Here is a 6676-nt window from a genome sequence, read left to right on the forward strand (position 1 = left end):
GTCTACTGTTGGATCGTTGCCCGACAAATAATTTAGCCATGACCAATCAAGTAGTAGATTTTTGTATATTTTAAACCCTGTTCCGCCCCGTATTACATCTACTTGAAATTCATTTCCAAGATCGGTTTTTTCGTTGATTTACTAATTTACCTGTCCTTGTATCATATATAGGAATCCTTTTTTTTCGTTGTTGTATGTAACTTCATCAAAAGATTCTTTGTCATGTTCAAAGAGTATATTCGTTTTTACTTATTTGATATAATTAGTGTAAATTAATCCAATCTCTGAGTTGCTAATAATATCACCTTTTATCTTTCCTACATGTTCATTTGAATTGCCACCCATGGAAAAATTTAACCTAATCAAATCGTAATGCTGGAAAACAAACATAATTGAATAAACCCCCTCCATAACTGCTGTCGTTGATCAATGTTTTTATCTCTTCCATAAACTCTACTTAAATCCCATCCACGATTTGGTTTTGTCGCAAAATATGGTCTAAAAACTAAAGTCCCTGAGAGTCCTCTGTTTTTTGTCCACAAAAACTCTGTCCCAGTTGTAAAGCTTTCATTTTGTATCAATTGAAAAGGCTTTGGCTCTCCAGCCATCCATCTCCCAGAAGTACTTTCTGGGAAGGTAGAATCTTTTTTCGTTGTGTATTTTTTATCAATAGTAGGTCTAATTTTAGGTATTGTTATTTATTCCAAATTTATTTAATTTCTTTGCAAGCAATTTTTCTCTAGGAGTAGATTTACTTGTTCCCGTTCCACTACTACCAGTCGGAATTTTTCCGACTGGAGTGGGAAATAGTGCTGGGACGAACGGTTTCCAAGCGTCAGTTTCTTGAGCGTAATCTCTTAACTCTTTAGAGGTAGCTGAATCACCGTCTCCCACTGTTACCATGACCTTACCCTCCTTGATCTCTAGTTTTTCATTGCCGACTAGCTTTGTCAAAACATGGTAGTTTGCCCCTGCGGCTTCTGCTGCCGTGTAGACCATTGACTGCTTACCAGCGGCGGCTGTGACCTGTTCTAGTTTTCCTTTGGTCTCATCTAGTTCTTTCGTTTTTGCCTCGATGCTTTGCTTCGCTGCCTTGAGTTCTTTCAGTTTCTGGTCTAAGGTTGTCTTGAGCTTGTCGGAGTTCTGCTGAAGTTCTTCTTCTGATATTCCCGCTGTTTTTGCGATGGTGGACAGGACGGTTTTAGTCTCTTCTAATTTTTGCTGAGCTGCTTTTCTGTCGTTTACGTAGCCGTTCATCTTTGACTTTATGATATCCAGTGCCTCTTGGCCTAAGCCTTCTGTTTCAGCTATTTTGTTTAGTATTTCGGTATAATTCATGATATAATCTCCTTTACCGTCCAATAGTACCACAATGGCTAACGATCAGCCGGTCTACACTGACCTTGACAAGTCCTTAGAGTTACTGATCACATTACAGACAGTTGCTGACTACTATAAGATAGCGAAACATGAGGAGCAGTTGCGTCAATGGCTAATTGACACCAGAGGCGTTTTTCCTCCAGACGAAAAGAATCCTGAAGCAGGTCAAAAGTATTTTTACCGCTATTATTTAGTCGCTGCTATTTTCATTGAGACAAACCAGGAAGTGAACATTCTAAAGCGTGCGGAAGGCGGAACAGAGTTTACTAACTTCGATCGCACCGCCCAAACCTACCGTAACCTTCAATGGCGTATAGATGGAGCCAGTGGTGCGACAATCCCTGAATCCCTTAAATTAACCTATTGCGAACCCTGCGATAATCCTGTTAACCTTCAATCCAGTTCTTGTAGAGTAGGTTTCCCTTGTGACCCCATCGGGTCTAAGGTGGTTAGGGTGAGAAAAGTTGGCTTTTTTTAAAATTCCCCCAGGTCTATTCTTGTCGAAATCCTTCTGGCATTTGTTGAGCTTGAAGGTACTATGATGGCTTCTATTGTCACCACGCCTTTCTCGAAAGAGACCACTTTGATCTCACCTTTAATTTCTGGGATTAAGGCAAAAGCCCTTGCAGACTCTTCTTTTATCAACCCAGGGACTCCCGCCTCGAAGAATATACTTGGATCTATACCGTAGTTTTTGTTGTCCCTTTCTCCCTTGAGGGTAGCGAGAAGAGATCTAATCCAGGTGTAAATCTCAAGATCTCCATCTGTTGCTGTCAAAAGAAGGCCATTTTTGTAGCGGAGGGGGTAACTTATGTCCATTGATCCAATAATTCAACAACTTCCTAAAGCTTACAGGAGTGATATTGAACAGGCCGAGATAGCAGAAGCTTTAACTAGTGCTATCAATACCTTTTTGACAAATATCAACGAATTCTTGGATAACTACGAGTCATTATTCTTGGATCCGTATACTTGCCAACCTGAATGGTATGACATCATTGCGGAATGGACAGGCTGGGGAGAGCTGTGGTCTTCTACCTGGCCAGACGAAGCCAAGCGCTGTTTGCTCATAAACACTAACAAGATTTGGAGTAACCGAGGCAATATCGTAGGGTTTACGACTGTTATCAACTGCTTTCGATTACAAGCAGAGTTGAGACAAGCTACAGGCTGGATTTTGGCAGAAACGGCCTTTACTGGGACTGAACCGCTTTTGTTGGTAGACCCGTTTGCCTACACAATAAGAGTTCCTTCTAATTACATAGAGGGAACTGTCGAGTATAACTTGGTTCAGTATACGATAGACAACTTCCTTCCTTGTTGGGGAGAATACACGATTCAGATATCTGGTACTTCTATCACTTGATCGTAAGGGACTCTCCTTAAAGTCATACTGATTGTGACTTCAGCTTTTTCTCCGTTAGGATACCAGTCTTTAGATATGACTTGAGCCTCAGTCATGACGCAAGGGGAGAACAATTCCTCTCCCCATATGAATCTAAGGACTAATGGGGAGTTGTACCCTGGATAAGGTCTACTCAAAGCTAAAAAATCGTTGACGTAATCAGTCAGTCCTTTCCTGTAGTTCTTGACAGCTATGTTCAGAGAAGGAATACTAAGTTCTTCTGAGTGACTTTGAAAGATTTGATTTTGCATTACCCCTGTAGCTCCAGATGGCTGGTAAGAGGACGACACTCTTAGACTCATTTGCGCTGGCATAAAAGCCAAGTTCCATTCCCCTAATCTGTCAATTCTCATCAATTTCCCATATGATCTTTGAGGGGAAACAACTGTTGGTAAACTATTTATTAGGGTTCTGTCCATTTTTAACTCCTGGTTTTTGTTGTTGAGGGACTGGCGAGCTCCCTAGTGGATTTGGATCAAACTGTATTAGGTTCTCTTGGTCTTCTTCTATCAAAGGCTTTTCCTCTAGAGGGTCTTTTCCTATTGCACTTATTGCTGAAGAGAGAGAAAGTAATCCGGCTTGGTAATTATTTCTAACTTCAGCTTTTTCTTCTGGTGATGGTTCGCCAATCTCTATGTTTAGTTGAATAACTAAATTCGCTTCTTTTATCTTACTTACTTTAGTAGGGTTTCCAATATTTTTAAGCAAAAGTATTGTCTTGAATAAAGTAGAAAGTCTGGGTTGAATTATCATTGAGTCTTTTTCCAGAGAGGCTCTATGATCAGCTCTCATTGCAGTCCTTGAACGTCCTGAAAGTTGCAAATTGTTTTCTGTAGGGATGTGCCCCTGGTTCATCGCTCGGTAAAGCAGGACTTCCTTGATTGTCAAGGATTCAACGAAATGAGATATGCTAGCTGGAAGTGGAGCTACAACCTGAGGAGTAGTATAATCTGTGATCAGACCGTCTTCATTTCTTTTGCAAAGACCCTGAATGTACTCTCGTGTATTAACCCTAAGTTCTATTTCAGGAGTAAATTCGTAAGTAAGCTCTTGGGTGTCTTCGTCTAACTTGTATTCACCTGGGGGTAATCCATTTAATATCTGAGTTTGCTGGAATGTTGCGATGTATTGACTCATCAAAGTCAATTCATGATTAAATCCTTTCTGTAGACTTTTTACATCGTCAGTTAATAGTTTCTTCAATCTAAATTCAACAACACTAAAATGGCCATCTAAATCTAGGCTCCACGATTCTCTAACCCTTCCTTCTATCATTGTTAGAATTTCAGCGAAAGGCAAAAATTTAAAAGTTGTGCTGCCAACTCTATTGCTGGGACTAACTTCCCCTTCTACTATATAGAAATCTGTCAGCCCGGTCACTTCGTTGAGGTGTTGGAGTTCTGTCAGTGTCTGATTGTCTGTCTCGTCAGTGTAGTAGTAACAAAGCCAGCGCGGAAATTGATTAGTGTCCCTGGCTACATATATTTCATCATAATCAGGGGAATGCATGGTAAGGTCTAGGTTCAGGTACTGAGGATTGAATAGACGGATGTATCCAACTCCGCATATTTTTGCATCAGTTATTGCTTTCTCTATAGCACTTTGATTCTCTGCCATCAAAGACAGAGAGATATTCTCATATTCTTTAATAAATTGTTTTAATTCCTTATCTAGAGCAGTCGGAGCTTCGCCTAAAGATTCTCCTTCTTCATCTGCAAAAAAGTAGGTAAACTTTTTCTGAAACAACCCGTGAATGTGTCTATCTACGCATTGTCTAATGATGTTATTAAACTGAAAAGTAGTTTTTGTTATTTCAATGATTTCACGTAGGATGTGATCATCAACATAGGCCGCTTTTTCAGCAAAAAACGAAAGATTCCATTGGTCTCCTTCGTAAAACTCGTAATCTTCTTTTACTTGTTGTTCTGGTCTTTTCCTACTTTTTGGTCTAATACCAAAAGTGTTTGATTTTACTGAGTATCTCATCGTGAGCCTACCGGAATTTGTACGGGCTTCAAAGCAATACTATTGTAGGCGTGAACTGTAGCGTCAACACTGTCACTGATCAAAGGAAGGGGTTGAGGAGGTGGCCACCTACAGAACAGCGAGATGAGTTTGCTCCTGTCTTTGAATGGCAAGATAGCTACATTCCCTAGCACGGTTTCATTTAAGAAAGGCTTAGCCCTAAGAACTTTGTCACCTACTGGTCTAGAGCCTATCACCTTACAGGTACCTTTCAACCTCTTACGCATAGAAGAAATAAAGCGAGATGTAGGTTCTTGCTCTAAAACTAGCTTTTTGACTTTTTTTTCTTTGACCCAATTCATGATCATCTCGTCCCCATCTTCTACATTCACTTGAGCGTAAATGATGTCAGCAATGATGTAAATCTTCTTGTGGCGCATCATATGGATCCCAAAGGTGTAGAACGGATCTCTCCCTTTCTGTCTGTCCCCCATGTCTCTACCTGTTGTTGCCAAGTCAAAAGCTATAGCTTCATCATGGATAGCGCTTTCTATCTTCGCAAACTCTTCCCAGCTCATAAGCACAAAGTCTTCAGCTTTGAATAGACCATTTTGGGAATAGTCAAGAGGGATACAGTCAAGCTCCGCATCTCCAAAAGGGGCGTACAGGTTTCTGATACCCTGCTCCCAAGACCTTTCACTTTCCTTGCTCCACTTTTGCCCACTTAGAAAGCAAATTCGGCGGTACAGACCTTTCTCAATGGCCTCTTTGAATCCCATTTGATAGTAAGCCATACCCTTCTCTCCTTTCTTTGCTTTCTCGCAATACTGGTGAAAAGGGTTATCCACTGTGTCGGCAGTGCTTACTAGGACAATGCTGCGCTCAGGACTCCATAGGACTAATGCGGTGATGGCTCGAACAATTTCATCTAGATGTTCAATGAAGGCCGCCTCATCTACTACCACGTCTCCGCCTTTCCCACGGATGTTATTTGGGTTGCTTGATAAAGCTTCTATCACAAACCCACTAGAGAAAGTCATTTTGTAGACCAGTAGATCTTTCTCTCCGTCGTAGACAGACTCTGACATCTCATTACAGAATAACTGGAGGTTCGACGCCCACCAGCGACAGTTCTTCATGAATTGGTCTGTGCTTTCCTTGTTGTATGAGATGTAGTACTGATTTTGACCCTTATTAGCCGCAGCCCTGAGAACGCATATCAAAGCCAGCAACCAAGTCATCCCTATTTGCCGACCCTTAAGGCAGACAATAAACCTGTTATTCAATATTAGGTCAATAAAATCCTTCTGATACTGAAGTAATATGTCTTCAGTAAAAACAGGTTCGACTTCTTTTATTGAAGCTGTCTTTATTCGTTTTGATGCCTCTGCTATCTTTAAGGAGTTTTTTGGATTCAATTTACATTCTCTAATCCAAACATTTGAGTTTTGAGCATGTTGACAGTTTTTGTTGTCAACCCCCGAGTCGCAGTATTTGCATTCAGCCTAGGGTCTCTCACTTCGTAACCTAGGCCGGTTAAATACTGGAAGGCAGCATCTTCTTTATCTACAAACATCCCTATTAAGCTTTCCGATGGAGAGTATGTTCTGAAGCTTTCGGATGGATCTACTGTAATAACTTCCTTGTATATTAGGTCATTGTTTTTGTCGTACCTTTCGATGGTAGTCCTTGTTCCTAAGGTTTTTGTTAGGACAGTTTTTCCGTTTAATAAAATTTTCTTAGCTGCTAAGAGAGCTAGTATATTCAACTCTCCTCCTCTCAAATTTCGTTTAAAATCGCTTTTAGCTAGATCGTATTCTTTTAAAAATTCGGGTTTAGCCTTTTTCCATTCAATGACGGCCTTCATTGTGACTCCTGCCGCATCTGCTGCGTGCTGATCATATCCCATTATCCGTAATTTCTCTA

8 protein-coding genes are annotated in these 6676 nt (G+C 40.7%); 2 read left to right on the forward strand and 6 right to left on the reverse strand.

Translation table 11 applies throughout. From position 1 onward, the window contains the following. Positions 1-684: 684 nt before the first annotated feature. On the reverse strand, positions 685-1338 hold the full coding sequence (locus tag F6K53_RS21170) for a hypothetical protein (protein ID WP_293082110.1): 654 nt from the start codon (positions 1336-1338) through the stop codon (positions 685-687). 34 nt (positions 1339-1372) lie between these two features. Here F6K53_RS21170 and F6K53_RS21175 point away from each other — a divergent pair, with 34 nt between their 5' ends. After that, a complete protein-coding gene (locus F6K53_RS21175; RefSeq protein WP_293082113.1) occupies positions 1373-1858 on the forward strand; it encodes a hypothetical protein in 486 nt (161 codons plus the stop codon). Here F6K53_RS21175 and F6K53_RS21180 read toward each other — a convergent pair. Then, positions 1855-2199 (reverse strand): hypothetical protein, encoded by a 345-nt coding sequence (locus tag F6K53_RS21180; protein WP_293082116.1) that lies wholly within the window; start codon positions 2197-2199, stop codon positions 1855-1857. The genes F6K53_RS21175 and F6K53_RS21180 overlap by 4 nt on opposite strands. Here F6K53_RS21180 and F6K53_RS21185 point away from each other — a divergent pair. Continuing rightward, positions 2192-2746 carry a phage tail protein gene (locus F6K53_RS21185; protein ID WP_293082119.1) on the forward strand — a complete coding sequence of 185 codons (555 nt, stop codon included), beginning with the start codon at positions 2192-2194 and terminating at the stop codon, positions 2744-2746. The genes F6K53_RS21180 and F6K53_RS21185 overlap by 8 nt on opposite strands. Here the strand turns inward: F6K53_RS21185 and F6K53_RS21190 are convergent. The 4 genes from F6K53_RS21190 to F6K53_RS21205 all read right to left on the reverse strand — a co-directional run. After that, positions 2719-3141 (reverse strand): hypothetical protein, encoded by a 423-nt coding sequence (locus tag F6K53_RS21190; RefSeq protein WP_293082121.1) that lies wholly within the window; start codon positions 3139-3141, stop codon positions 2719-2721. The genes F6K53_RS21185 and F6K53_RS21190 overlap by 28 nt on opposite strands. 40 nt (positions 3142-3181) lie before the next feature. After that, on the reverse strand, positions 3182-4771 hold the full coding sequence (locus tag F6K53_RS21195; RefSeq protein ID WP_293082124.1) for a hypothetical protein: 1590 nt from the start codon (positions 4769-4771) through the stop codon (positions 3182-3184). After that, positions 4768-6168 (reverse strand): terminase family protein, encoded by a 1401-nt coding sequence (locus F6K53_RS21200; RefSeq protein WP_293082127.1) that lies wholly within the window; start codon positions 6166-6168, stop codon positions 4768-4770. The genes F6K53_RS21195 and F6K53_RS21200 overlap by 4 nt, the downstream gene beginning before the upstream one ends. Next, on the reverse strand, positions 6165-6676 hold a 512-nt coding region (locus tag F6K53_RS21205; protein ID WP_293082130.1), incomplete at its 5' end, for a hypothetical protein. The genes F6K53_RS21200 and F6K53_RS21205, both read right to left, overlap by 4 nt.

It is taken from the genome of Moorena sp. SIO4A1 (assembly GCF_010672065.1).
Taxonomy (GTDB): domain Bacteria; phylum Cyanobacteriota; class Cyanobacteriia; order Cyanobacteriales; family Coleofasciculaceae; genus Moorena.